The sequence below is a fragment of the Alteromonas sp. LOR genome (genome assembly GCF_000753865.1).
Taxonomy (GTDB): Bacteria; Pseudomonadota; Gammaproteobacteria; order Enterobacterales; family Alteromonadaceae; genus Alteromonas.
In genome coordinates, this window is sequence record NZ_JQFW01000006.1 from 166,873 (window position 1) to 191,466 (window position 24,594).

General features: G+C 43.8%; 20 protein-coding genes. 10 read left to right on the top strand and 10 right to left on the bottom strand.

The genetic code is table 11. The annotated features are described in order from the left end of the window. Positions 1–6: 6 nt before the first annotated feature. On the top strand, positions 7–546 hold the full coding sequence (locus JV36_RS0103220) for a DUF4287 domain-containing protein (RefSeq protein WP_032094148.1): 540 nt from the start codon (positions 7–9) through the stop codon (positions 544–546). Here JV36_RS0103220 and JV36_RS0103225 read toward each other — a convergent pair. Then, complete coding sequence (locus tag JV36_RS0103225) at positions 541–2,181, bottom strand: response regulator (RefSeq protein ID WP_032094147.1); 1,641 nt, start codon at positions 2,179–2,181, stop codon at positions 541–543. The two genes, JV36_RS0103220 and JV36_RS0103225, sit on opposite strands and share 6 nt — an antisense overlap. A 131-nt stretch (positions 2,182–2,312) precedes the next feature. Here JV36_RS0103225 and JV36_RS0103230 point away from each other — a divergent pair, with 131 nt between their 5' ends. The 3 genes from JV36_RS0103230 (at position 2,313) to JV36_RS0103240 (ending at position 4,314) form a co-directional block, all read left to right on the top strand. Beyond that, positions 2,313–2,879: a VC2046/SO_2500 family protein gene (locus JV36_RS0103230; protein ID WP_052009986.1), complete on the top strand. Its 567-nt coding sequence runs from the start codon at positions 2,313–2,315 to the stop codon at positions 2,877–2,879. A 110-nt stretch (positions 2,880–2,989) separates the two neighbouring features. After that, complete coding sequence (gene trhO, locus JV36_RS0103235) at positions 2,990–4,000, top strand: oxygen-dependent tRNA uridine(34) hydroxylase TrhO (protein ID WP_032094146.1); 1,011 nt, start codon at positions 2,990–2,992, stop codon at positions 3,998–4,000. A gap of 65 nt (positions 4,001–4,065) precedes the next feature. After that, a complete protein-coding gene (locus JV36_RS0103240; protein ID WP_032094145.1) occupies positions 4,066–4,314 on the top strand; it encodes an EF-hand domain-containing protein in 249 nt (82 codons plus the stop codon). Positions 4,315–4,405: 91 nt separating this feature from the next. Here the strand turns inward: JV36_RS0103240 and JV36_RS0103245 are convergent, their stop codons facing one another. The 3 genes from JV36_RS0103245 to JV36_RS0103255 form a co-directional block, all read right to left on the bottom strand. Next, the gene (locus JV36_RS0103245) at positions 4,406–5,737 is read right to left on the bottom strand and encodes a DEAD/DEAH box helicase (RefSeq protein WP_032094144.1); all 1,332 of its coding nucleotides are present in this window, start codon (positions 5,735–5,737) and stop codon (positions 4,406–4,408) included. A gap of 236 nt (positions 5,738–5,973) precedes the next feature. Then, entirely contained in the window at positions 5,974–6,630 is a 657-nt protein-coding gene (locus tag JV36_RS0103250) for a CoA transferase subunit B (RefSeq protein ID WP_032094143.1), read from the bottom strand. Beyond that, positions 6,630–7,337: a CoA transferase subunit A gene (locus JV36_RS0103255; protein WP_032094142.1), complete on the bottom strand. Its 708-nt coding sequence runs from the start codon at positions 7,335–7,337 to the stop codon at positions 6,630–6,632. Before JV36_RS0103255 ends, JV36_RS0103250 begins: the two co-directional genes overlap by 1 nt. Before the next feature lie 104 nt (positions 7,338–7,441). Here JV36_RS0103255 and JV36_RS0103260 point away from each other — a divergent pair, with 104 nt between their 5' ends. Next, the gene (locus tag JV36_RS0103260) at positions 7,442–8,419 is read left to right on the top strand and encodes a LysR family transcriptional regulator (RefSeq protein ID WP_032094141.1); all 978 of its coding nucleotides are present in this window, start codon (positions 7,442–7,444) and stop codon (positions 8,417–8,419) included. A gap of 66 nt (positions 8,420–8,485) precedes the next feature. On the opposite strand, the gene JV36_RS0103265 is transcribed toward JV36_RS0103260, so the two are convergent. Both JV36_RS0103265 and JV36_RS0103270 read right to left on the bottom strand, forming a co-directional pair. After that, a complete protein-coding gene (locus JV36_RS0103265; protein ID WP_032094140.1) occupies positions 8,486–9,244 on the bottom strand; it encodes a hypothetical protein in 759 nt (252 codons plus the stop codon). A 156-nt stretch (positions 9,245–9,400) separates the two neighbouring features. Continuing rightward, the gene (locus JV36_RS0103270) at positions 9,401–10,102 is read right to left on the bottom strand and encodes a sensor histidine kinase (protein WP_032094139.1); all 702 of its coding nucleotides are present in this window, start codon (positions 10,100–10,102) and stop codon (positions 9,401–9,403) included. 209 nt (positions 10,103–10,311) lie between these two features. Between JV36_RS0103270 and cysB the strand changes: the two genes are divergently transcribed. After that, a complete protein-coding gene (gene cysB / locus JV36_RS0103275) occupies positions 10,312–11,286 on the top strand; it encodes an HTH-type transcriptional regulator CysB (protein ID WP_032094138.1) in 975 nt (324 codons plus the stop codon). 103 nt (positions 11,287–11,389) lie between these two features. On the opposite strand, the gene JV36_RS0103280 is transcribed toward cysB, so the two are convergent. From JV36_RS0103280 to pabB, 3 genes are all read right to left on the bottom strand, one after another. After that, positions 11,390–12,778 (bottom strand): L-serine ammonia-lyase, encoded by a 1,389-nt coding sequence (locus tag JV36_RS0103280; RefSeq protein ID WP_032094259.1) that lies wholly within the window; start codon positions 12,776–12,778, stop codon positions 11,390–11,392. Positions 12,779–12,973: 195 nt separating this feature from the next. Beyond that, a complete protein-coding gene (locus tag JV36_RS0103285) occupies positions 12,974–13,546 on the bottom strand; it encodes a CoA pyrophosphatase (protein WP_032094137.1) in 573 nt (190 codons plus the stop codon). After that, positions 13,543–15,108, bottom strand: coding sequence for an aminodeoxychorismate synthase component I (gene pabB / locus JV36_RS0103290; protein WP_032094136.1), 1,566 nt, complete (start codon positions 15,106–15,108; stop codon positions 13,543–13,545). The genes JV36_RS0103285 and pabB overlap by 4 nt, the downstream gene beginning before the upstream one ends. A 209-nt stretch (positions 15,109–15,317) precedes the next feature. Between pabB and JV36_RS0103295 the strand changes: the two genes are divergently transcribed. Then, complete coding sequence (locus JV36_RS0103295) at positions 15,318–16,847, top strand: fumarate hydratase (protein ID WP_032094135.1); 1,530 nt, start codon at positions 15,318–15,320, stop codon at positions 16,845–16,847. A gap of 126 nt (positions 16,848–16,973) precedes the next feature. Further along, positions 16,974–18,365: a DNA recombination protein RmuC gene (rmuC, locus tag JV36_RS0103300; protein WP_032094134.1), complete on the top strand. Its 1,392-nt coding sequence runs from the start codon at positions 16,974–16,976 to the stop codon at positions 18,363–18,365. Positions 18,366–18,484: 119 nt separating this feature from the next. Here the strand turns inward: rmuC and JV36_RS0103305 are convergent, their stop codons facing one another. Beyond that, entirely contained in the window at positions 18,485–21,898 is a 3,414-nt protein-coding gene (locus JV36_RS0103305) for a S8 family serine peptidase (RefSeq protein ID WP_032094133.1), read from the bottom strand. 521 nt (positions 21,899–22,419) lie between these two features. Between JV36_RS0103305 and JV36_RS0103315 the strand changes: the two genes are divergently transcribed. Together JV36_RS0103315 and JV36_RS0103320 are read left to right on the top strand one after the other, a co-directional pair. Further along, complete coding sequence (locus tag JV36_RS0103315) at positions 22,420–23,607, top strand: thiamine pyrophosphate-dependent dehydrogenase E1 component subunit alpha (protein WP_081926510.1); 1,188 nt, start codon at positions 22,420–22,422, stop codon at positions 23,605–23,607. Continuing rightward, positions 23,607–24,584, top strand: coding sequence for an alpha-ketoacid dehydrogenase subunit beta (locus tag JV36_RS0103320; RefSeq protein WP_032094130.1), 978 nt, complete (start codon positions 23,607–23,609; stop codon positions 24,582–24,584). The genes JV36_RS0103315 and JV36_RS0103320 overlap by 1 nt, the downstream gene beginning before the upstream one ends. Positions 24,585–24,594 lie beyond the last annotated feature (10 nt).

A 24,594-nucleotide genomic window follows, 5' to 3' on the forward strand; every position in this document is an offset into this window, starting at 1 on the left:
AAAAATATGGATCAAGCACTAGAGACGATGATTGCAAATATGCCCGCAAAAACGGGTAAAAACCTTGAAGAATGGACTGTGCTGTTGAGGCAAGAAAACTTCAATAAACATTCAGAGGCAGTCGCATTTTTAAAAACAACTTATGGGGTTACACATGGATTTGCCAACACAATAGTCACTCTTTCTAAAGAAGAGAGTGATTCTCCCGATTTGGTAGCCACTCAGTATGAGGGTAAAGAATCACTTAAACCCATATACGATTTGTTGATAGCGACAATGACAAAATTGGGTGATGACGTTGTGGTCGTGCCGAAAAAAGGGAGTGTGAGTGTAATTCGAAAAAATCAATTTGCGCTGATCAAGCCTGCGACAAAGAAAAGAATTGACCTGGGATTAAAACTAAAAGGGGTGGATATACAGGGGCGCTTAGAAAATTCTGGGCCTTTTGGCTCCATGTGCACGCACAGGATCCAGTTGCAGCAAGTGACAGAGGTTGATAAAGAGGTAGTCAACTGGCTATTGAAAGCCTATGAAATGTCGCTATAAGCCAAGAAAAAGCGACAAGTCATCACGTAAGTTCGAGTACTTTTCGCTGTAGGCGTCTTTGAGTGGGATATTGTCCAATAATTTATAAAGGCGCCTGCACTCACCAGCCATCTGCGAGTCTGCTTTGTCTATTATTTTAAATAGCTGAAGAAGGCACTGAAGCAGGTTTAAAGCAACGCCAATATTCACTGGGGCATAATTTTGGGCCAGAGCAAACGACGCTTTTGCTCGCTCAAATGAGTTCTGCTGATAGTGCTGAATACCTTCGCGGTTAAATTGCTGATAATTTGCCAAGTTGGTTTTTGCTTTTTCTGCCTTTTGTTCAAGCATTGAAGCGCTGTTTTGATCTAATTCATCTTTTCTGGTTGCCACAATTTTCGACAGCGCAAGGGCATCATCGTACTCTCCCAATGTGTACATCACGTTAATACTATCGGGGAGATAGGCAGTGGGGTGCTCGGGGTACTTTTCCTCAATGGCAACTTGAGAGTTAACCAAGTGCTTTTTAGCATCAATCAACTTGCCGTCTATTGCGCTCACCCGAGCGTTGACAATATTTCCAAAAATGTCCACATCAAAATTTCGATCCATTTTTAAAAGATGCTCGTCAAACTTGCCCCTTTGAAGTGCTAGCAATGCCTCTTGTTGATATTTGTTTCGCTGTTTTTGGTCTTCTGAATGCTCGGCAACATCTAAAAGGCTGCGTATTAACGTACACCAATGCAGACTGTTTTTATGCACGGTACGTTTAGATAAATTCCAAATAGCGCTGCACGAGAGCGACGCAGTGACGAAATCAAGATTTTGCTTTGCTATTTCGCAGGCTTGTAAATGACGAGAAACAGAGTAGGGCGATAGTTTTATGGCTTCTTTAATTGCGTTTAAGGCGGCTTCTCGATTTTCTAACCCCTGATGAGCGAGCGCTAATACGTCGTTTGCATCAGCGCTAAAACGATTCCGCTTAAGGGTTTTCATCGCGATAGTGATAGCCTTGTCGTAGTCGGCGTTTTGAATGTAGGTTTTTCCCAATGCAATTTGAGCCCACAATACAGGCTTGCCGCTAGTGTAGGGGGCTAAGATAGCCAACGCCCTTTTACAGTCGTTTTTACGACAATAGGTTTCAACTAATAGCTGTTCACAATGGCCTTTGTAATGAGAGGGTTCCTTATACAGTGTGTTGAGTACAGTGATTGCATCAGTAAATTGCTCTTTCTCAATGAACTCATAGGCTTGCTGCAAAAACTGTCGTTTTTGCCATGCTCTGCTTATTCTGCTCTTCAATTGAACCTGAGAAAAGGGCTTAACTAAAAAATCGTCAGGCCTTCTATCGATAGAACCAAGAACCATAGAGCGAGTGCTATCCGCACTTATCAAAATAAATACAGAGGTCGTTTTTATCAGTCGCTTGACTCTCAGCTCTTCTACTAACTCATAGCCATTTTTATAATCTGCACCTAAATGCAGATCGCAAACCACAATATCGAACTTTGTGCGTTTGGCTTCAGAAATAGCTTGTTCCGCCGAGGATTTGGTCACGATGTTGGTCGCGCCCATCGATTGCAATAATCCTTTCAGCATAAGCAGAAATGGTCGCTGATCTTCAACAATCAGTACTCTTTTATCACTGTATTTCACTGCATCCTCAAAGATTTGCAGAGCAAGAAAACATAATGATGGTTTAAAAATGCGTAATGAGCAATTTGATCCTTCAGAATATTCTTATTCAGCCGACAACTAACGTATGAATATCACTACAGTTTTTCATCATGAGCGTTGAGCAAGTCAGTTCAAACAGCACTGTTGAATTAGACCCTAGTTACCGCTGGGAGTTTGACGGTACATTGGCAAAAGCCTCCTCACAAGGTCGCTTGTTTGCTCTGTATCTAGCCATGCATCAAAATGCGTTAGCCCATCCTATACATTTAACGCCACATGCAAAGAGCGAAGACTCACCCTATCAAAACGAAATAAGTAACCTGAGTCACTACAGGCAGCCCGCATTACAAGCTGCAGATAAAGACTGGGCGAATATGGCTACGTTAGCCTCACTCATGTCATCTGATTTAGCCTCTGCTCGCTTATTCTTATCGATGAACCCTTCACCGCTTGCCCAATCTGACGACGCTTCACGCATACCTGATGATGTAAAAAATAACTGTAGCTTAGGCACACAAAAGCGTTTAGCGAATCTCTACAGAAGTGATATTAAAGAAGATAACACCATGTTGTATGACATTATCAGTGGTGAATATAGCAGCATCAACCCTAACGCCAATCCCCAAAATAATAAACAGAACGCATTCTCTGAAGACTCAGTAAGAATGGCCGTTTAGTCTCGTTTTTGCTATTACCCCTAAGCTGATTGGCTTTTGCGATGCATTTTGGTATATTGCTCGCCGCATTTTGCACTGGTCTTACGCTCCAATCAGCAAAGGTTTAAATAATGTCTACACAATCTGAATCAAAATATATTGTATGCGCGATGTACAAGTTCGTCGCGCTTGAAAACTTTAAGGCGATGCGCCAACCACTTACTGACGTCATGGAAAAAAATGGCATCAGGGGCACGCTTCTACTCGCTCATGAAGGGATAAACGGAACCGTTTCTGGTCCCAGAGATGGTATCGATGCGTTAATCAGTTACTTAAACAGTGACAAGCGGATTAACCCCATTTCCTGTAAAGAGTCTCTTCACGATGAGCAGCCTTTCTATCGCACTAAAGTAAAACTTAAAAAAGAAATTGTCACCATGGGTGTTGAAGGGATAGACCCTCGACAAACCGTAGGTACCTACGTAAAGCCCAGTGAATGGAATGACTTAATAAGCGACCCAGATGTTACCGTTATCGACACACGTAATGGCTATGAAATAGAAATTGGTACGTTTAAAAACGCGATAGACCCAAAAACCGACACCTTCAGGGAGTTTCCTGAGTACGTCGCTAAGTCACTCGACCCAGCTAAAAACAAGAAAGTTGCCATGTTTTGCACAGGCGGAATACGCTGCGAAAAATCTACTGCCTATCTCAAAGAACAAGGCTTTGAAGACGTTTATCATTTGGAAGGCGGAATTCTTCAATATTTAGAAGATGTGCCCAAAGAGGAGTCTCTGTGGGAAGGTGACTGTTTCGTTTTTGATAATCGGGTTGCGGTAAACCACGATTTAGAAAAGAGTCACTACGAACAGTGCTATGCGTGTCGGCTGCCAATAACCGAAGAAGACAAAAAGAGCGATGTATACGAGCCAGGGGTAAGCTGCCCCCATTGCCATGGTACCCATACTGAAGATCAAATTTCCCGCTTCAGAGAGCGCGAAAAACAAGTGCAGCTAGCTAAAGCGAGACAGCAAGAGCATGTAGGAACAGACGCTAGGCTTACCATGGAACAGAAGCGTTTGGAGAAAGCTCAGGCGCAGCGCGAGCGAGCCTTAAAAGCTAATGAAAAAGCAAAATAAAAAGAGGCATAGACACTAGAAAGGAGAGACGATACACTCACTACATCGTTGTAAAGTTTTAAGGAATGAGAGTGAGCACTCAACTTTCAGATGCAAAAATTGAAGAGATAAGAAAAGACTTCAGTTTTTTTGACCGTGACGGAAATGGTCAGATAGATATAACAGAGTTTATTGAGCTTTTAACCATTATTTCGCCAAAAACAAAGGCGAGTCACGTTGAAGAAGGCTTTAAATTAATCGACGGCAATGACGACGGTTATATAGACTTCGAAGAGTTTTTAGAATGGTGGCAAGAGTGTTGGTGGGAATACTAATGCGTTTGCAATAACGACCATTTCAAACACGAACAAAAAAGCGAGCATAAGCTCGCTTTTTTCTTTATGAGTACTAGTTAATGTTTATCAACTATTCTTCCTCAGGATCAGGCGCGCTGGTATTACGGGGCTTGCGCTTCACAGGAACCATTCCAATATCCGCACCTTCCATAGGGTCAACACGTCTTACAGGCTTTGCTCTAACAGGCTTAGCATCACGGTTTTTATCTGTTGTTGGTTTTCCTTTACTCTGCGTACTCTTCTTCTTAGTGAAACCTTCAAACTTTGCACTAAATTCATCATGAGGTTTACACTCAAGGGCGTATTGAAGATGAATTTTAAGCGCCTCGAAACTGTTCCAGTCTCTTGGACCAACAAGAGAGAAAGCTTCGCCTTTCTGTCCTGCTCGGCCGGTACGTCCAATTCGGTGAATATATTCATCGGCATTTTTGGGAAGGTCGAAGTTAACTACTAAACCTACTTTTGATAAGTCTAGACCACGAGAAGCTAAATCCGTCGTTACCAGAACACTTTGCTGGCCTCTAGAAAAACTGCTCATGATAGAAGCACGTTGATGTTGAGCTAAATCGCCTCTTAAGGCGATAGCCTCAAGGTTATCTTCGTTGAGTATTGCAGCAATCCTATCGGTATCTTCGCGGGTAGCGGTGAACACAATCGCTTGGTTGTACTCTCGTTTAGCGAGTTCAAACCGAAGAATTTCGTCTTTGTTACTCACATTATCGGCAAAAAAACAGGTTTGTTCTATATCGCCATGCTCGCCCGTAGAGCTACCCACAGCCACTCTTACCGCTGAATGTGTGAGCTGCGTTGTCATGTGCTTAAGCTCAATGTTATCGAGGGTGGCGGAAAACAACATGGTTTGACGCTTTCTGTGGTCGGCGTAGGTATTAATCAGCTTAAGCTGAGCGGCAAAACCCAAATCAAGCATACGGTCAGCTTCATCAAAAATGAGTAGTTCTAAGCCGTTTAAATACATACTCTTGCCAATCAAGTGGTCGGCTATACGTCCGGCTGTACCAACAATAATATGTGGATTGCGTCGCAAACCTTTTACTTGGTCGTTGAAGTTCTCGCCGCCAACAATCAATTCGCAGGACAAACTTAGGCCACTACACATTGACTTTGCTTCAATAAAAACTTGCTTTGCCAGTTCTCTGGTTGGCGCAAGTATAAGCGCACGAGGGTCTTGTCGACTAAGTGCTTTTTGCGACATAAGTCGATTAATTGCAGGCACCAAAAAGGCAAACGTCTTACCTGATCCTGTCTTTGAGGACGCGATAATGTCCTTACCCTGAATACCGGGTAGCATTGTCCGCTCCTGAATTTCCGTAAGGGTGGTGATGTTCTTACTTTCAAGTTTGGAGATAATTTTATGATGAACCGGTAAGTCAGTAACTAGCAAGGTAGAGCCTCTATATGAATATTCCCGCGCATTATCCCTCAAAGGTCACCGATTTGAAAGCAGGCGATTTCTAATCTTTGAAAACATGCTCTATTAAACATGCTCTGTTAAACATAGTCTCTTAAACATGGTATTTAAAAACAAGAAAGCCAGAAAATACTTCATTTGAAGAGAGAACGGTATTCTCTTGCTCTTTTAAGCGTTGTATTTGCTGGCTTTGTTAAATGCAGGAAAAGTTAGAACACCATTTCTGCTACATCGTCTGGCACAATAAGCTTACCAAGGGTTTTCTCTTTAATCTCTTCTACAGATACACCAGGCGCTTTTTCCTGCAATACAAAAGCACCGTCCTCTACGGATAAAACGGCGAGGTCAGTGATAATACGTGTTATACAGTTTACGCCTGTTAGGGGGAGCGTACACGCTGGTAGAAGTTTTGAGTTACCGTGTTTATCTGTGTGAGTCATAGTCACAATGATATTTTTAGCGCCTGCTACCAAATCCATTGCACCGCCCATACCCTTTACAAGCTTTCCAGGGATCATCCAAGACGCAATATTGCCAGATACATCAACCTCAAAGGCACCAAGCACCGTAAAGTCCACATGGCCACCACGGATCATGGCAAAACTTTCTGCACTGTTAAAGATGGATGCGCCAGTGGTCGCCGTCACGGTCTCTTTACCTGCATTAATCATGTCTGCGTCAACTTCGGCCTCGGTTGGGTAGCGTCCCATTCCTAATAAGCCGTTTTCTGATTGAAGCATAACGCTGATGTCACCAGGCACATAATTGGCTGCAAGGGTAGGAATCCCGATACCGAGGTTTACGTAGTCACCGTCTTTAAACTCTTGTGCAACTCGCATTGCAATTTGGTCTCTAGTTAAAGCCATTACACGTCCTCCTTTGCTACTACACGGCGCTCTATACGTTTTTCAAATTCGCCTTTGATAATGCGGTTAACGTAGATCCCCGGCGTATGAATTTCGCTAGGTGACAAGGTTCCAGGCTCTACGATCTCTTCTACTTCCACTACCGTAATTTTGCCTGCTGTCGCTGCCATAGGGTTAAAGTTTTGCGCTGTGTGTCTAAATACACAGTTCCCAAACTTGTCGGCTTTCCAGGCTTTCACAATGGCAAAATCGCCAGTAATGGCGTGTTCTAAAATATAAGGCCGACCATCAAATTCTTTAACTTCTTTGCCTTCGCCCACAGGGGTTCCATAGCCAGTAGCGGTATAGAACGCTGGAATACCCGCACCACCTGCGCGCATTTTCTCGGCCAGGGTACCTTGAGGCGTCAGTTCTACCTCAAGTTCACCGTTTAACAACTGTTTCTCGAATAATGCATTTTCGCCGACATAAGACGACACCATTTTAGAAATTTGCTTGTCTTCTAGGAGTAAGCCTAATCCGAATCCATCGACGCCACAGTTGTTCGATACGACAGTAAGATCTTTTACGCCCATGGTTTTTATATGTGCAATCAAACCTTCAGGAATACCACAAAGGCCAAATCCTCCGGCTATCACCGTCATTGAGTCCGATAACCCCGAGAGTGCCTCTTCATATGTATTAACTACTTTATTAAATCCAGCCATTTAATTCTCCACCAATGGATTGTTAACAAATAGTATCTGTTCTGTAGCAACTTATGTAAAATTGAATTTATCTTATTATTAATAAAATAAAGTTATTAATTGCCATGAACATTTCCTATCGTCACCTGCGTGCATTCATCGAAGTTGCTCACTCTACAACGTTCGCAGAGGCGGCTGCTAAGCTTTTCCTCACTCAGCCTGCGCTGTCTTCTTCAATAAAGAAAATGGAAGCTGAATTAGGTGGAAGGTTATTCAAGAGAAACACACGAAATGTCAGTTTAACACCGGAGGGAGAGGCTCTGCTACCCAACGCACTTCGCTTAAGTAGAGACTGGGATAATACGTTTTCGGATATTCAGAATTTATTCGCAATGGCAAAAGGTCAGCTTACCATTGCCGCAATGCCCTCATTCGCAGAGTCACATTTACCGAGTCTGCTGCACGACTTCCATCACAAAGCGCCCAATATTAACCTTCGCGTTGTAGACGTAGTGATGGAGCAAGTCGTTCAGGAAATAAGAAACGGCCGTGCAGAAATTGGCTTTACCTTTGAACCTGAACAAAAAGAAGGCTTAGAGTTTGAGAGCTTATTCACTGATCATTTTGTCGTTGTAGCATCAGTAGAGCAGGCTGCAAAATTCAATAATAAGGCGAGCTGGCAGCAGTGCCTTAATTTTCCTCTGGTGATGACGAATCGTGGTTCAGCGGTAAGAAAGTGGACTGAAGCAGAGTTGTTACAGTACGGCGAACCCAATATTGTGGCAGAAACCGGACAGTTGGCTACGTTAGGTAAACTGATCAAAAGCGGTTTGGGAATTTCTATCATGCCATCAATTTGTCAACAGCAGATGGAAGCGTTGGGCCTTATCGCGCTTCCTTTTTCAGAGGCATATTCTTCAGAAGCGTCTTCTGATACAAAGCCCTGTGATAAAGAGCCCTGTGAGAGAGAACCCTCTGACAAGGCACCTTTCGATAAAGGCTTATTATGTAAACGAGTGGGATTATTAAGAAACGAGCGACGAGGGCTATCGGTATCAGCGCAAACTCTGTGGCAGCTAACCACAGAGCGCTATGCTAGTTAATAAGATGTTTGCTGATTAGGCCGTGATTAAGCTAAGCACACGGGAGTATTAAATGAATGTAAAGCGTTACCATTTTTTCTTAGGTGCAAAGAGTTCGTCGAGCTCGTCTCGTTCTTCCTCTTGCTTTCTCGCACGGTCTTTTTCGTTAACGCTTTTGAGGTCAGACTGAATTTCGTTTAGCCATGCGTTAAGCGTAGCAAGTTTTGATGAAACGTATTCATCATGATTGGTCTGATTCTCTAATGCGATTTTTGCTTTTTCGAAGTATTGACGGGCAGAGCCTAGCATATTTGAAGATTGAGCGGTTCGCCCTCGCTTAATCAGAGTCTCCACATTCACCTTAACTTGTAGTCTTTCTAACTGTTTGTCTTCTTCAGAAAAAAGCTTTGAACCCACTTGGCCTTTGCTGTGTTCAGAGCGCAACAAAACACGAAGCTTTTTAACCGCTTGAATATATTGAATGATGGTTTTGTCATTGTCTGGCAGTACAAAATCGACATTATCACTGCCGTCGGTTTGAAGTGACGCGTCTGCAGCTTGTTTGCTACTTTCAATGCGTTGCTTTACATCACGCGTAGGGGCAATACTGTCAATCGCTTTAAGCGCGTTTGCCATGCGGTTATGCAAAATACCGATAATTCGTGAGGAAACTGGCATGTTGGTACAAGCCGTAAGCACATTTTCCGTTTCATCGACAATGGTTTTTTGCTTTGCTAATTCGGCTCTGCGCTCAGCTTCTTGTTTTTGTCTATGTTGCTGAATGGCGTTTATAAAAATCGCGGCAATGAGCAATACAACAATTAGAATAATTATTATCACGTACATGCGTGTGGTTCCATCAGTTCATTATCTCCGAAACATCATTTTTAAATACACTATTTAAGAAACGCTATCTTAAAAACACTGTCTTTTAAAAAATAGGGGCTCAGTTGCCATATTGCTTCGTGCTTTTCATATCGTTCAATACGTTAATTGCTAATACTACGGTATTTTTACTTCAAATACACTTCCGCCGAGACTTCCGCCGTTAGACAGCGAAATGATACCCGCTTTGTCATTGTGCGAATGAGCGTCTGCTATCAATTTAGCAAAAAACAACCCCAGTCCCGTTCGGCCCTGACTCAGTTCAAAGTTACTTAAGGTTGAATGACTTTTAGAGAGCATTTCCTCTGGGTAACCGTTCCCGTCGTCTTCAATTTTTATCGACAGATAATCATCGGCGATGCTTGCCTGTATGGCGATGCGAGATGTGCCGTAGCGCAATGCATTAACAATGACATCGTTTATTAAGAGATAAATAAGTTCGCTGTCTAAATACCAACTTACGTCTTCATCAACATTCACACTGAGTTCGATGTTTTTTTGTTCTATATAAAATGCATTTGACCCTACAACATCGTCAATCAAATCGGCAACAAAGCACTCATCAGCACTGATGGGAATACTTTCTAATTCCGATCGATACAGTGAAAGTATTTGAACCAAATTCGTGTTCAGTCGTGAAGCTTCGTAATGCACGTTTGCGACTTGCTCTCTGGCACCGCTATTTTCCTTAGGCAACGCGTCTCTTAGCCCTTCAATTGACTGAATAAGTAGAAACAAGGAATTTTTCATATCGTGCACAGCAGCGGCTAACACCGAAGAAAAGTCGATGTTGGTGGATATTTGTTTGTTCGATGTCATTGTGTCTCAGTCAATAAGGCGGCGACAATCTATTCATAATGTAGAATAAAACAAAGCAAAATGAACACATGTTTTTGAATTTTATTCATTTTAATCACTATTTGAACTGTATTATGGCTATTTAGTAATATCAACCTTTAAAAAAATGTAGTTTTGGTTATAAGTATAGGAGTATAGTGTATATAAAGAGCAATGAAGCGGTATAACCAATGAAACTACAGCAACTTCGATACATAGTAGAAGTCGTTAACAATAACCTGAACGTATCTGCAACTGCAGAGAGTTTGTACACCTCTCAGCCTGGCATAAGCAAGCAGGTTCGTATGTTGGAAGATGAGCTTGGCGTTCAAATTTTTGGTCGCAGTGGAAAGCATCTTACTCACGTAACGGATGCCGGCGGTGATGTTATTAATATTGCTCGGGAAATACTGGCCAAAGTAGAAAGCATAAAAGCGGTTGCTAGAGAACACACGTTACCCGACCAAGGTAAACTCAACATAGCCACAACTCACACTCAAGCGCGCTATGCATTACCTGATGTTATTCAAGGTTTCATGACAAAATACCCTAAGGTATCACTGCACATGCACCAAGGTACGCCTTCGCAAATAAGTGATTTAGCGGCAAAAGGAGAGGCGGATTTTGCAATAGCAACTGAAGCACTTCATCTGTACAACGACCTCGTTATGCTGCCTTGCTATCACTGGAATAGAAGCGTCATCGTAAACAAAGACCATCCGCTGTCGAAAAAGGGCTCAATCGACATCAGTGATATTGCGAAATATCCGCTTGTGACTTACGTTTTCGGGTTTACCGGGCGCTCTGAACTAGACCAAGCGTTTGAACGGGCAGGTCTTACCCCTAAAATCGTATTCACCGCCACCGATGCAGATGTGATTAAAACCTATGTGCGCCTTGGTGTTGGTATTGGCGTAATTGCTTCCATGGCGGTAAATGAAGAGTTAGATTCTGACTTGGTTAAAATTGATGCCAGTCATTTATTCGATTATAGCACCACGAAAATCGGCTTTAGAAAAGGCTCATTCCTACGCAGTTATATGTACGACTTTATTGAGCGCTTTGCTCCCCATTTAACGAAAGATAAAGTCGAAAAGGCCATGATGCTAAAAAATAATGATGAAGTTGAGAAGATGTTTAAGGGCGTTACGTTGCCCGTAAAATAACAAGGTCAACAAAAAAGACGCGATGCCAGTTACCGAATTTAGGCGTACAAACAAGAAAGGGGCCTGCTGGCCCCTTTTGCTTATATAAAGAGTTTATGTAACGCTAACACTCAATAATGTTAACCGCTAAGCCTCCGCGAGCGGTTTCTTTGTACTTCGTTTTCATATCGTTTCCAGTATCGCGCATGGTTTTAATCACCTTGTCTAACGATACCTTGTGCTCGCCGGTACCGCGAAGAGCGAGTCTCGAGGCGTTAATTGCTTTTATCGCACCCATCGCATTACGCTCAATGCAAGGCACTTGAACTAAACCGCCAACGGGGTCGCAGGTAAGCCCTAAGTTGTGCTCCATTCCAATTTCCGCTGCGTTTTCTACCGATGAAGCCGTTCCGCCCATAATTTCTGCAAGTGCGCCTGCTGCCATTGAACACGCCACGCCCACTTCACCCTGACAGCCTACTTCGGCGCCAGAGATGGATGCGTTTTCTTTATACAGTATGCCTATTGCGCCAGCGGTAAGTAGAAATCGACTTGCTACTTCTTCATCCACTGGTCGGATAAATTTATCAACGTACTGTAAAACCGCTGGAATGATGCCTGCAGCGCCATTGGTCGGCGCAGTGACTACACGACCTCCCGCAGCATTTTCTTCGTTAACGGCCAACGCAAATAAATTCACCCAGTCCATGGTTTGCATAGGATCGGTGGTGTGTTCGGTTTGAAGTCGACGGTATAGTCCCGGGGCTCGGCGCACCACTTTTAACCCACCAGGTAAAATGCCTTCGCTTTCTATCCCACGCTGAATACACGCTTTCATAACAAGCCAAATGTTATACAAAGTTTGCTTTACTTCATGTTTAGGCCTGAATGTCGACTCATTGTTGAGCATTAATGAACTGATGCTTAAACCATTGTTTTTACACAGTAGTAACAGCTCTTCCGCGGTCTTAAAGGGTAGGGGAACTTCAGCCTGTAGCGACGCTGCGTGTGCTTTCGTTTCATCAAAGTCTTCATCTTTGATAATAAAGCCACCACCAATGCTGTAATAGGTTTGCTGAGCGACAACCGTCGCGCCATTCATGGCGAAAAACGTTAATGCATTTGCGTGTTTAGGCAATGTCTTTCTGCGATGAAAGACAATGGCGTTCTTGTTAGGAAACGCGATTTCTTTTTCACCGTTTAAACACAGTGTTTCTGTTAAGCGCACATGCTCAAGCATGGCGTCAATCTTATCAACGTCGACAAATTCAGGGGTGTGACCTAAAAGACCGAGGATAACGGCTTTACCGGTTCCATGGCCTATACCTGTTTGGCCCAATGAACCAAAAAGCTCAATTTTTATTGTGTCTACGCTCGATAAAAGCGATTCTGATTTCGCGCCTTCGGATTTTGCTAGAAAAGCAGCAAATTCAGCACCTGCTTTCATTGGACCAACAGTATGTGAGCTCGAAGGACCAATACCCACGCTAAACATGTCAAATACACTTATCATAAACTTCAAAATGTTATTTAGTAATGACAACGATCATGCATTCAGCAAACATTAACTACAATACAGAAATGCTAATAATGTGATTAGTTTTGCTAATAGACTGTAAAGATAAATTGATAGGCTCGACGGCCAGCACGCGGCCAAAGTGCCAAACCTATGTATTCGAAAGCTCAAATGCCATTAATTTTCAGTTGCTTACGGATGAATATGGTGTGAAAGATTACGCAGAATGGCTGCGGTAGCACCCCAAATCATACGCTCTTGCCATGGTATGAAATAAATGGGAAATGACCGTTTATTAAGATGAGTTTTATGAATTAAATGATTTTTTCGGTTTAAAACGTGTGCTAACGGTACTTCAAAAGCGCTTTCAACTTCATTGGGATCAAGCTTGAGTTCAAAGCTTGGGTTAACAAAGCCTACTACGGGCGCAATTTCATAACCACTGACGGTGCGATATCGTGGTAGTACACCAACTATATCCACATGGTTTGGCGGCAATCCAATTTCCTCATCGGCTTCTCGCATTGCAGCGTCAAAAAGGGTGTTATCGGACTTTTCTACTGCACCGCCGGGAAAGCTAATTTGGCCTGGGTGATGGCGTAAATGATGTGCACGCTCTGTGAGAAGAACGTTAAGCGATGTACCGTAGTCTATCAGAGGAATAAGAACCGCCGCGGGCCGTCCCGTTTTAGTAAGAGGAAAGTCAGGCTCTAAATGCGGCAATCGCAAATGGTGAAACTGATTCAAAAACTCGGCTTTTGTCATTCATTACCCTCGTTAAAAGCAGCTAACACAGGGATTATTTTCGATACTTTATCTAATGTTTCTTGGTATTCGTCTGGCGCCTGTGAGTCCAAAACAATACCACCGCCAGCCCAGCAATGCAGCTTATTGTTTTCTGCTAATACCGTGCGTATACAGATACTTGAGTCCATATCCTCACGATAGCCCATGTAAAATATGCTGCCACAATAAATATTGCGCCTATGCGGCTCTAACTCATCAATAATTTCCATCGACCTAATTTTAGGAGCGCCTGTTATTGAGCCCCCAGGAAATGCTGATGCCAAAAGGTCTAGTGGTGTTGATTCGCTCGCTAACTTTCCTGTGACTGTACTTACAAGGTGGTGCACCGCCTCATAGCTTTCAAGAGCAAATAAGGCAGGAACATTCACCGTCCCAGGGCTGCAGTGCTTTGAAATATCATTGCGAAGCAAGTCCACAATCATCAAATTTTCAGAGCGATCTTTTTCTGCATTAAGTAACGAGTTTGCACTTTCTTCATCACGTTTTTTATCCGTAAAACGGGGACGTGTGCCTTTAATAGGTTTGGTTTCTACAATGCCATTCTTTACACTCAGAAAACGTTCAGGCGAAATGCTCGCTATCGTTCCTTCGGGTAAATGAAAATACGCTGAAAATGGTGCTTGATTGGTATCGCGCAATTGACGATATGCTGTCCAAAAGTCGCCACGATATTGGGCTGTGAAACGCTGAGCCATGTTCACTTGATAACAGTCACCAGCAGTAAGATACCCGTGGATTGTTGCAAGTCGCTGACAATATTCCTCTTTGGTGAGATTCGACGCAAAGGGCGTGGTTAGGGTGAAATCATTGCGACTTTTACGCTTATCAGGCTTTCTACATTCGCCATGCACACTGGTATTCTGATTGATTGAATTTGATTCTACCGACTCTGACGGATGCGTTCCTGAAAAATCAGTCTGGGAAAAGTCGGTCTGGGAAAATTCGGGCTGGAAAAAATCAGGCTGAGTGCTGCCATTCGCCGAGCAATAATAGAAAATCCCCGTTTCTGTATCTTCAATAATAGACTGCAAATATAAGCCTGCAGCAAAGTCAGGCGTATCGTAGTCATCTATCGCGTTAGAAGGTAGGCTCTCGTAGAACCTGCCTGCATCATAACCCGCCATTCCGGCAACCCCTATGAGAAAAGGCAAATGGGCATATTGTTTATCAAGTGTAGCTTTGAGGTGTGCAACCTGCTTGTGAAGATACTTTTCAGTTGCTTCGAAGGGCGCCTCTTTCACTTTACGCGACGTATTACTGATGGCATCAATAAATTCGGTTTGTCCTTTTGCCGCTCTAATCATCAATGACGGGTTCCACGCCATGATGTTAAAACGGCCATCACTTTTCTTTGAACCCGCAGTGTCGAGTAAAATAGACCACTCACAGTGAGAAACCTGACTAAACAAGTTTAAGAATGTGGTTGAAGCAGCCGTGTTATCTACACCCAAAAAGTGTGCAATTTGTTGCTGTGTGAACGGGGTGATGGAAACGTTGGTGATATCTGCAATAAAAGACATAAATGGTATTTGCGCTTTGTTCTTTCTATTTTAGGCATATTCGTTGCATTTCTTTGCATAAATATAAGCGGGTGATGCATCGATTACGCGGCTGATAATGATAAAAATTGCATGGCACACGCTTTTGCATGGTGCGATGATAATAGATGCGCTAGTATACGCTCTTTTAGCTAGCTAAGACCACGAAAGCCAAATAAAAAGAGGATGTCATGACCGTTATCCGTCAACAAGACTTCATTGATAGTATTGAAGATTCCCTGCAGTTCATTTCTTACTACCATCCATTAGACTATGTAAAAGCAGTCGAGGAAGCCTATAACAAAGAGCAAAGCCAAGCGGCCAAAGACGCCATGGCTCAGATTCTTATTAATTCTCGTATGTCGGCAGAGGGCAAACGTCCCTTGTGCCAAGACACCGGGATAGTAACCTGTTTTGTAAAAGTAGGAATGGGCGTGTCTTGGGATAAGACCGACATGACAGTGCAGGAAATGGTAGATGAGGGGACGCGCCGTGCCTACCTCAACCCAGATAATCCCCTAAGAGCTTCTATTGTGTCAGACCCAGCAGGGGCAAGGCAGAATACTAAAGACAACACACCAGCAGTTGTCCATATCGACATGGTGCCAGGTACTAAAATTGAAGTGATGATCGCTGCTAAAGGCGGTGGCTCTGAAAATAAATCAAAAATGGTAATGCTTAACCCGAGTGACGATATTGCCGATTGGGTAGTAAAAACATTGCCGACCATGGGAGCCGGATGGTGTCCACCAGGTATGCTTGGCATAGGCATAGGTGGTACTGCTGAAAAAGCAGCGGTCTTGGCGAAAGAGAGTTTGATGGACCCTGTGGACATTCAGGAATTGATTGAACGCGGCCCGCAAAATACCGATGAAAAATTGCGTCTTGAGATTTTTGAGCGAGTTAATAAGCTAGGTATTGGGGCGCAAGGCTTAGGCGGTTTGACTACCGTTGTTGATGTAAAGATTAAATCATTGCCTACTCACGCTGCATCTAAACCAGTTGCTATGATCCCTAACTGCGCGGCCACACGCCACGCTCATTTCTACCTTGATGGTTCGGGTCCTGCAGATTTCACGCCACCACGTCTAGAAGACTGGCCAGAAGTGACCTGGGAAGTTGGTGAAAATACTCGCCGCGTAAATTTAAACGATGTGACTAAAGAAGACATACAAGACTGGAAAGTAGGCGAAACAGTACTACTTTCTGGAAAAATGCTAACCGGGCGAGATGCTGCCCATAAGCGCATTCAAACCATGATGGATAATGGTGAAGGACTTCCAGAAGGCGTTGACCTTACTAATCGATTCATTTATTACGTAGGACCGGTTGATGCGGTTGGCGATGAAGTGGTTGGCCCAGCAGGCCCAACAACCGCAACACGTATGGATAAGTTCACCGATATGATGCTTGAAAAAACAGGCCTTATCGGCATGATTGGTAAAGCTGAACGCGGTCCTGCTACAGTAGACTCAATCGCTAAACACAAAGCCGTATATTTAATGGCTGTGGGCGGTGCTGCTTACTTAGTGTCAAAAGCCATCAAGAAGTCTCGAGTTGTGGCCTTTGAAGAGCTTGGTATGGAAGCTATTTACGAGTTTGACGTTGAAGATATGCCGGTAACGGTAGCAGTTGATAGCACAGGTGCTAATGCCCACAAAACGGGACCTGCTATTTGGAAGGCAAAAATCGAAGATTTAGATTCGTCACTAAGTAAATAAACGCATTCTATATGACTTCGCCCAACACGCATGATGAGTGTTGGGTAGTCACTAGAAAAAAACAGGTGCCAATGGCGCCTGTTTTTGTTTATAGTGCTGTACAAAATAACAGTACAAAAGCGCACTATGTTTATCCAATACTTATCCTCACACTCCCTTGTATTATTCATCATTGCTGTCATCACCTTATTTCTTCTTGTCGGCTTTGTTGCTCGTTCTTTACATTTAAACGCTCAACTACGAAACAAAGAAAGCAGTTATGACGAGATATCCAATGAACTAACATCGCTAAGACAACACTTCGCGGTGGTTAGCGCAAAATCTGAACGAGTCGAGCAACTAGAAATTACGAATCAATCTCTAGTGCAGTCGCTACATGAAGAGCGCATCACGCTAGCTAGAGTTAAAGCGCAAAACGAGGCCCAGCAAGGGCGAATAGATGCGCTTCATGAAAACCATGAAGAAAAATTGGCTAACATGGCTGCCTCTGAACAACGGCTGCAAACTCAGTTTGAAAATCTAGCCAATAGAATCTTTGAGGAAAAGCAGCAGCGATACACAACGCAAACTAAACAAAATATTGAGGCAGTGCTCGCGCCGTTTAAGAACGAACTTGAAGGCTTCAAGCGACAAATATCAGAGCAGCATATAAGAGAAGGACAAGAACGAGCGTCTCTTAAAACAGAGATATTAAGCCTTAAAGCGCTGAATCAAAAAATAACAGAAGAAGCTTCTGCGCTGACAAGCGCACTCAAAGGAGATAATAAGAAACAAGGAAATTGGGGCGAAGTGGTTTTAGAGCGCATATTAAAAGAGTCGGGCCTAAGAGAGGGGCATGAATTTGAGACCCAAGTATCTGCCAAATCTGATAGTGGCAGGCGTTTACAACCGGATGTTGTCGTCCATTTACCTAACGATAAAGATGTCATCATAGATTCAAAAGTTAGTCTTGCGGCCTATGAGCGTTTTTACAACTGTGAGGATGAATCGCAAAAAGCGCTGTATTTAAGCCAGCATGTGACTTCTATCAAAGGACATATCAAGGGGTTAGGAGCAAAAGACTATCAAAACCTCAAAGGATTAAGAACCCTTGACTATGTGCTGCTATTTATCCCTATTGAGCCCGCATTTTTATTGGCTGTAGAAGAAGAGCCAGAGCTAGTCACTTTGGCGCTAAATCACAATATCATGTTGGTAAGCCCCACTAATTTACTTGTTGCCCTGCGTACAATAAACAACATTTGGCAGTACGAATATCAAAATCAAAACGCGCAAAAAATAGCAGAGCAGGCCGGAAAGCTTTACGACAAATTTGTAGGCTTTATTAACGATATGGAAAAAGTAGGCAAGTCGTTAGAAAATGCACAAGGCAGCTTTGAGCAGGCTATGAACAAGTTAACCCGTGGTAGAGGAAACATTGTTCGCCAAATAGAAAACTTTAGAGAGTTGGGAGTACAGCCTAGTAAGCGATTAGATGTGAATCAGCATGGTTTATCTAGCGACGATAAACAGGATTAAGATTGTGCTCATTAAACATCAACTCAAACATTGACCTGTATTTGTACTTTTGTTTGTAGAGTTTGCGCCAATAAAAAAGCCCCTTAAATAAGGGGCTTTGTAATTTCAGCTACTTAAGACTACTTAAAGCGTCTACGTAGGTAGATTGCTGGTAGAAGTAACAAGCTCAACCAACCCGTAGAACCGCCACCAGTAGAACGAGGTTCTGGAGCAGGCGGTGGTGGAGCAGGTTGCTCACTCACTTCGTCAGCTAGGTTGTTAACTGCTACTGTAATTTCAGCCGGCTCAGAGATATTTCCAGATGTATCAATTGCCACTACTTCCATAGTAACGCTCTCGAATCCGGCATCAAAATCTAACAGAGAACTATCCGCTACCGTGATGATACCATCACGAGAAACAGACAGTGCAATCGAGCTAGAAGACTGAACGAAGAACTCTGATACTGGGCTTGTAATACCATCTTCGTCTGACGCTTCGATAGTACCAACCACCGTACCTGTTTCCGTGTTTTCATCAACGTCAAAAGACTGAGCTTCAATCGTTGGTGCATTTCCACCGTCTACAGGAATTGTTGTTGCAACAGCACCGTCAGCACCTAGGAACGTGAAACCGCCTGTTCCTACACCACTTAGGAACGCTGATTGGCCTGGCTCTAGAGTGGGTACCGCCTCACCGCTTGCATCTACTACTGTAGGTGCGCCAAGAAGTGGGAACGAGTAATTAGAAACTACTAAGTCTTCGTCGTATGCTACAGATGGGAAGAAGTCAAAAGCACTGTTCTCAACACGGAAAGCAACAGTTGCATCCGCATTACCAAGGTCAGCAATTGATAGGCCTAATCCATCTAAACAACTTACCATACTCACTACATTTGAACCCGGCTCAAAAAGTGTTGCATTTAATTGACCAGATAATGCACTGAATGGACGTGAGAAAGTGATAAAGGCTGTAGATTCTCTACCAAATGCTGACTCATTGATCGTCTGTGCAGTAAAATCGAAAGTGCCATCGCCATCAACATCTAAATCCATAAAGAAAGCGGCTGTGTGAAGTGATGGAATTGGGTCGCGCATGGTAATATTCGCAATCACCACCGCACCTGCTGCACACGTATCAGTTGATGCATACTCAAGTGAGGTGCTAACAATATCAAATTGCTTGTCAGCGTCTACGCCGCTATCAATCATGGTAGCCACAAGAGCCGTGTCAAAGTCAACAGATCCCGTGTTAGTTACGGTACGCAAAACACCGTCTTCGGTTAGTTCAGTGCCTAGTTCCACCGAGCCGTACGCTTTTGGCAATACGTGATAAACGAGGTGCATTGTTGCATCAGATTCATCAGTAAGCACTAGCGCACCATCAAATTCAACAGATGTAAGTGCAGGAGTGCCTAAAGGTGTATCCATCACCGTGCTATCAAGTGTCCATTCTGGAAGCTTAGATGGATCAATAGTCGCCACAACATCAAACGTAACTGTTTGGCCCGCAGGTACAGTTAATGTACTTGGGTATTCCATCGTAAGCGCGCCAGTCTCTGCATCATTGGCGAAGCGAGCTTCATCTGACAATGTGTAGGTTTTAGACTCGCCGGAGAAGTTTTTAACCGTCACTGTTTTAGTAATAGACGCTGTCTCGTTAAGACCAAGTAGACCAAACGCAAGCGCAGCTTGCTTAGTTGACGAGTCCCATGCTGCGGTAGCAGACTTCGACGCTTTTTCAACATCAACAAGACCTGCACCGATATAGCTAATTGGAGCAAGTTCAGCGTCTGGGTTAGTTGAACGTGGCTCTAGCGTAACGTCAAGGTTCGCATAGTTCATCAGCGTTGCTTTAAGCTCAAACGCATTACGGTTAGGGAACACTTCCGCTAGCATAGCTAAAGCTCCAGCCGTAATTGGGCTTGAGAATGAAGTACCACTTATCGGAGACGTACCGTCGCCTGTACCAACTGCCGCTGTATCAATCGCTGTACCTGGTGCAGTAATTTCAGGCTTTAACAGACCATCTAGTGAAGGGCCACGAGAAGTAAAGGTCGCAATCGCGCCAGGCTTGGCGACAAGAACTGAATCGAAAGCAAACATTGCATTGCCGGCTTCAATTGATGCTTTAAGCGCGTCGCCATCTTCTTTTGAAATCATTACCGAGTTGATGCCGATTGGCTCAGCAGGCGTACCGCCCATAACGAAAGCGCCATCGCCTTCAATGTTGTTTGCTACAATAACAAACGCAGCGCCAGCAGCTTCAGCATTGGCTACTTTAGTAGTAAACCCACACGCACCGCGATCAATTAATACAACTTGGTCGGTAAGGTCTGTCGCATATTCAACACAACCTGTTGCATTAGTTTCTGGCTCTGCGTATACGATAGGCGTTGTGCTATCGATTGAAAACTCTGGCTCAGGGTTAAATGCCGCGCCAACAGCAACAATAGCAGTTTCGCCTAATGTTGCAGTAATTTCTGCAGTTTCAACTGTAGGGTGAGTCATCGCGCCTACAGAAAGTGCATTGGCAGTTGTGCTTGGACCGCCAACAATAAATGGAGTAGGGCCATCGTTACCAGCAGAAATGGCAACTACAACACCAAGCTCGACCGCTTTGTCGATTAGCTCGCCAACAGCACTACCACGGTTGGTACCGAAATCACCACCAAGTGACATATTAATAACGTCTACGCGGTCTGAAATGTCGCCGTCGCCATTTGGATCCATTGCCGCTTCAAGGCCGGCTAATTGAGCCGCACCTGGACAGCTTTGGTCACATACTGTGTATGCGTAAACCTGTGCGTCAGGAGAAACCCCTAAAACAGAATGCGCTACGTGCGTTCCGTGGTTGTTGTTATCCATTGGATCAGGGTCGCCGTTAAAGAAGTCGAAACCCCCTATAACATTACCGATAGGCCACGCAGGCGTATCAGCAAGGTCAGCCGTAGCTTCTTCATACGCTTCGATAGTACCCGGGCCGCCAACGGCAGCATGCGTATAATCTAGGCCTGAATCGAGAATGGCAACACGAATTCCTTGACCACTTGCAATATTAGCAGTCACTAAGCTTGTTGCGTTTATGTACTCCGCACTATCGGCAATGTGAAGTTCTGAATTTACAACAGGCAAAACACTTTCTACGCCGCTAAGGGTTTTGATTTTTGCGATGTCCTGTGAAGAACCATCAATAACCAAACCTGCAACTAAGTTAGTCGTTCTCGATTTAAACGAGACGTTAAGGCCTAAAGATTCGATTTGTGACTGCAGTGCATCAAGCCCCGTGTTTGCATCGAAAACGGCATCTGTTGGGGCAGAAAAGTTAGACAATCCAGTGCGATTCGCCAGCGCCACGTCTGCTACCGATACGGCAGAAGAACTTTTCGCTTTAACGAGCCATGTTGTTGCCGACTTGGCAATTGCAGACTGTTCAACAGTTGCATTTTTTTCGAACCTCTTAGTGAGGGTTTCTATATCGAATCTGTCATTCGCTGCAGCAGTTGTGGCAGACAAAGCCACCAATATTGCAGCGCTTAAAGTTGTTTTTTTCATAGTTAATCTCTTGTGGTTTTATTCCCCGGCGCCTCAGTGAATATGCTTTTATTATTTTTAAGCTGGCACATTCCACATTGCCTTTTTCACCAAGACCCTACAATTATTAGCACACTTGTCACATGAATGTCATGAGTGTTTCAAAATTAAATACATTACATATTTTGTTACATTTACATCGGGTATGAATTTGGAATAAAACAAAAAGATTTTGCGATGTTTTCGCTGTGAGATACGCAAATTTCGTAACTAAATTACACATTTCGGCTTTGGCAAATGTTTCTTTTCCGACGGCTAGCTGTTCATTAAATAGAATTATATTTCTCATTAATGTCACAATTTTTACAACGAATTTACCTTTGTAGGATAGATATCCTATCTTGAGCAGGTTTAGTAGTTCATGCTCTTCATCTTGCAAACAAATTCATTTCTAATGAGGAATACACTTCCTCATTGTTTCTACTACCATCTTTTACAACGATAGATATTGCTATTAGCCCTCAAATATAAGAGGAAAAATTGTGAAAGATAGAAATCATCTCGCAGATGTAAAAACCGTATCCAACGTACAAATAATAAAAAATGGTGTGGTCGACATCCCAATGCTTCAGATCTTGTCTGCTGAAGGAAGTGTCATTGATGGCGCAGTGGAACCCACACTGACAAAAGAAGAATCACTAAAAATTTATGACACGATGGAATATATTCGTGTCTTAGACGAGAGAATGGTCGGTGCGCAGCGCCAGGGTCGTATTAGTTTCTATCTTGCCAGCACCGGCGAGGAAGCTGCATCGGTAGCAAGCGCGGCAGCGCTGTCACCAGACGATATGATCATGTCGCAGTACAGAGAGCAGGGCGCATTAGCCTACCGTGGTTACACAACAAACCAATTCATGAACCAAATGTTCAGCAACAAAGACGACCCAAACAAAGGCCGTCAAATGCCCATTCACTATGGTGACAAAGCGCTGAATTTCATGACTATCTCATCACCCCTTGGTACCCAGATCCCACAGGCATCGGGTTATGCTTACGGCCAAAAGATGTCTGGAAAAGACGTTGTTACCATCTGCTATTTTGGTGAAGGTGCTGCATCTGAGGGTGATTTCCACGCCGGTTTGAATATGGCTGCGGTCTTAAACTGCCCAGTTATATTTTTCTGCCGTAATAATGGATACGCCATATCGACGCCAGCTGAAGAACAATTTGCCGGTGACGGGATAGCGTCTCGTGGTCTAGGCTATGGCATTAAGACTATTCGCGTTGATGGTAACGACCCGCTGGCAGTTTACGCTGCAACAAAAGAAGCCAGGGCCCTTGCTATTGCAGAAAAGTGTCCCGTGCTCATTGAAGCGATGACATATCGCCTTGCTGCACACTCCACGTCTGACGATCCAACGGGTTATCGCTCAAGAGACGAAGAAGATAAATGGCGCGCCAAAGACCCAATTACCCGAATGGCCAATTGGCTTGAAGGGAAGGGATGGTTTGATGAAAAAGAAAATGACAAGCGCGTGGAAAAAGCGAGACAAGATGTGCTTGCAGCTATGAAGGCGTGTGAAAAAACAGATGTGTGTGATATCGACGACATCATCGAAGACGTATACGATACCCCACCTTGGCATTTAAAAGAACAGTTAGCCTCATTAAAGGCACATATTAAGAAATATCCTCAGAGATATCCTAAAACAGCGGGGAGAGTGAAGTAATGGCTAAAATGAATTTACTACAAGCAATTAATAACGCCCTCATTACTGCCATGACCGAAGATGAAAAAGTGATGGTGTTTGGTGAAGATGTTGGCCATTTTGGCGGTGTTTTTCGCGCGACAAGCCACTTACAAGAAAAGTTCGGTAAAGGTAGATGTTTCAACACCCCTCTAACCGAGCAAGGGATTATCGGATTTGCGAATGGATTAGCGTCACAGGGCTCAGTACCGGTAGCGGAAATTCAATTTGGCGATTATATTTTCCCCGCATTTGATCAAATTGTGAATGAAACAGCGAAGTGGCGATACCGCTCAGGTAGTCAATTCGATGTTGGTTCGTTGACCATTCGCACTCCCTACGGCGGCGGCATTGCGGGCGGCCTGTATCATAGCCAATCTCCGGAAGCCTTTTTTGCTCACTGCCCAGGCCTAAAAATAGTGGTACCGAGAGACCCATACCATGCAAAAGGGTTATTGCTTGCTTCTATAAGAGATAAAAATCCAGTTCTGTTCATGGAGCCTAAGCGTCTTTACAGAGCTTCTGTGGCCGATGTTCCTGAGGAAGATTATGAACTGCCTCTGGGTAAAGCCGATATTGTGCAAGAAGGTAACGACATTACGTTGCTGGGATGGGGTGCTCAAATAGAGATTTTGCAAAAAGCGGCAGATATGGCACTTGAAGACGGTGTGTCATGTGAAATTGTAGACTTGAGAAGTATATTACCTTGGGATGTGGACACAGTTATGCAGTCAGTCATGAAGACGGGACGTTTGCTGATTAACCACGAAGCACCACTCACGGGCGGTTTTGCCAGTGAAATTGCAGCAAGTATTCAAGAGCGTTGTTTTTTATATCTTGAAGCGCCCATTGCTCGAGTGTGTGGTTTAGATACACCTTATCCACTAGCTCATGAAAAAGAATACATGCCAGACGAAATTAAAACGTACGAAGCTATTAAGCGTACGCTTCATTATTAATGACGGGAGA

Excerpts from the sequence above, each read along its gene's own strand:
- cysB (WP_032094138.1), top strand. The coding sequence starts at position 10,312 with ATGAAACTACAGCAACTTCGATACATAGTAGAAGTCGTTAACAATAAC.
- JV36_RS0103320 (WP_032094130.1), top strand. The coding sequence starts at position 23,607 with ATGGCTAAAATGAATTTACTACAAGCAATTAATAACGCCCTCATTACT.
- trhO (WP_032094146.1), top strand. The coding sequence starts at position 2,990 with ATGTCTACACAATCTGAATCAAAATATATTGTATGCGCGATGTACAAG.
- JV36_RS0103295 (WP_032094135.1), top strand. The coding sequence starts at position 15,318 with ATGACCGTTATCCGTCAACAAGACTTCATTGATAGTATTGAAGATTCC.
- pabB (WP_032094136.1), bottom strand. The coding sequence starts at position 15,108 with ATGTCTTTTATTGCAGATATCACCAACGTTTCCATCACCCCGTTCACA.
- JV36_RS0103255 (WP_032094142.1), bottom strand. The coding sequence starts at position 7,337 with ATGGCTGGATTTAATAAAGTAGTTAATACATATGAAGAGGCACTCTCG.
- JV36_RS0103230 (WP_052009986.1), top strand. The coding sequence starts at position 2,313 with ATGAGCGTTGAGCAAGTCAGTTCAAACAGCACTGTTGAATTAGACCCT.
- JV36_RS0103305 (WP_032094133.1), bottom strand. The coding sequence starts at position 21,898 with ATGAAAAAAACAACTTTAAGCGCTGCAATATTGGTGGCTTTGTCTGCC.
- JV36_RS0103270 (WP_032094139.1), bottom strand. The coding sequence starts at position 10,102 with ATGACATCGAACAAACAAATATCCACCAACATCGACTTTTCTTCGGTG.
- JV36_RS0103220 (WP_032094148.1), top strand. The coding sequence starts at position 7 with ATGGATCAAGCACTAGAGACGATGATTGCAAATATGCCCGCAAAAACG.
- rmuC (WP_032094134.1), top strand. The coding sequence starts at position 16,974 with ATGTTTATCCAATACTTATCCTCACACTCCCTTGTATTATTCATCATT.
- JV36_RS0103260 (WP_032094141.1), top strand. The coding sequence starts at position 7,442 with ATGAACATTTCCTATCGTCACCTGCGTGCATTCATCGAAGTTGCTCAC.
- JV36_RS0103280 (WP_032094259.1), bottom strand. The coding sequence starts at position 12,778 with ATGATAAGTGTATTTGACATGTTTAGCGTGGGTATTGGTCCTTCGAGC.
- JV36_RS0103250 (WP_032094143.1), bottom strand. The coding sequence starts at position 6,630 with ATGGCTTTAACTAGAGACCAAATTGCAATGCGAGTTGCACAAGAGTTT.
- JV36_RS0103285 (WP_032094137.1), bottom strand. The coding sequence starts at position 13,546 with ATGACAAAAGCCGAGTTTTTGAATCAGTTTCACCATTTGCGATTGCCG.
- JV36_RS0103240 (WP_032094145.1), top strand. The coding sequence starts at position 4,066 with ATGAGAGTGAGCACTCAACTTTCAGATGCAAAAATTGAAGAGATAAGA.
- JV36_RS0103265 (WP_032094140.1), bottom strand. The coding sequence starts at position 9,244 with ATGTACGTGATAATAATTATTCTAATTGTTGTATTGCTCATTGCCGCG.